The sequence below is a fragment of the Thermogutta sp. genome (assembly GCF_014359955.1).
GTDB lineage: Bacteria > Planctomycetota > Planctomycetia > Pirellulales > Thermoguttaceae > Thermogutta.
Genome location: NZ_JACIYL010000905.1, coordinates 1 through 1,642, shown reverse-complemented (window position 1 = coordinate 1,642; position 1,642 = coordinate 1). Strand labels below are relative to the sequence as shown.

The window sequence follows — 1,642 nt, the reverse complement described above, 5'->3', positions numbered from 1 at the left end:
CAGCGGGTCCGGAAGATCTGTTCGGTGTTGGAAATCTCCAGGGTGGCTGAACCATCCGGATTCTGACGGACCGCCACGTTGACGGGCGAGAGACACGTCACGGTGTGTCCGTGAGGTCCGGAGTTCCATTCAATGCCACCAGAGATCCACGCCCCGCGCATGGCGATCATGGCAGGTTTTATCACGCGATTCAGATGGAACATTTCCTGGCCGGTTGTCTTGTCCAATACGGAATGAATACGTCCTCCCAATTCCGGAAGGCAAACCACACGGAGGTATTCGTTTTCCAGGACCACCGCTCGATAGGTCCGCTCCACTTTGGTGCGGAGCAAATGGTCTTGCATGACGTAGGGATACACGATGCTGCCATGGACGGTTGTGGAAAGCCGGGGACCGCCTTCCAGAGCCCAGAATTTGGGATTGATATCTTCCTCCCAGGGATAGGTCGGAATGGTGAGCTCTGTTTGAAAAACGCGGACTTTTTCGGGACTCTCCATTCCTGTTGCCTGAATCCCTAATGGACAAAGTAGCAATGCCATCGCCCACCATGTCAAAACCGCCCAAGTTTGTTTGCCAAATTGAACCTCGCCATACCTGCGATTGTTCATAGCTCACCTCCTCAGTGAGAGAAAACCGTTTACAAGGCTTTCCCGATAATCGACGAAATGTCAATCAAATAGATCTGCCGTCCGCCCTCGTGGGGAGAATCAACGGTGATATATCGGCCGGTTCGACTCACCCGAGGATGGGTATCGCACCGCCATTCTCCTGTGTACTGGGGCGGTGAGAGGAGCGCGGCCAGTTCTACACGTCTATTGGTAGGCACGTGATAGAGATAAACGTGCTGCAAACGCTGCGCATCGGGATAGATGTCGCACACGATCCACTCGCCGCCTGGTACATAATTGCAGTGGCCATCACTCGGCCCCATGACTCCCGGCCCCACCGGTTCGACACGGCCTTCCGGACGGTCTTCCCAGAGGAAAAACCCCCAGTTTTCATTGGGCCTCCGACGCGAATAGGCCAGAACGTGGCGAGCGTCCCTCCAGATGAAATGCGACACAGACCCCGAGTCGATCACCACGCGCAGTTCCGTGCCGTCGAGATTTGCCGAGAGCATCCGCGTGGACCACGATTTGCCACCGCTTTTTTTCCATCGATGAAGAAAGACGAAACGGTCGCCCGACGGATTGACCAGCAAATGATTGAACCAGTGGACACATCCCTCCAGAGAGCCATACTGCCAGGGGACGCTCGCCACTTCCGCCAGCGAGAGAATCAGATCACTCTTTCCCGTTTCCAAATCCACACGCCAGATCCCCGAGTTCTCGGGCGCCGGCACCTCTGCGTACGGATCGGGAATCCCGTTATATCCATACCCTGGTCGGGCCCATCCGAGACGACGGAAGTCCGTCGTCACCGCTGTGCGTCCATCCGGCGAAAGTGCATACACGGGGGTTGCAATTGTTCGGCATCGACCGGTGTGCACATTCAAGATTCGGGCAATATAGTGATCCTCATCGCGATCGTTGAAAATCACTTCAGAATCACTACCCGGGCGCCACTGAAGCATGCATCCCTGTTGCCAGCACCACGCGGTGGTCCGGGCGAAAGGTATCCACTCATCGTGATTGTTGAGATC

At 55.8% G+C, this 1,642-nt stretch carries 2 protein-coding genes; both read right to left on the bottom strand.

Annotated features, from left to right (window positions below):
• The coding region (locus H5U08_RS18085; protein WP_297036331.1) for a DUF5107 domain-containing protein at positions 1-608 on the bottom strand (608 nt) is incomplete at its 3' end.
• A gap of 29 nt (positions 609-637) precedes the next feature.
• On the bottom strand, positions 638-1,642 hold a 1,005-nt coding region (locus tag H5U08_RS18080; RefSeq protein ID WP_297036328.1), incomplete at its 5' end, for a hypothetical protein.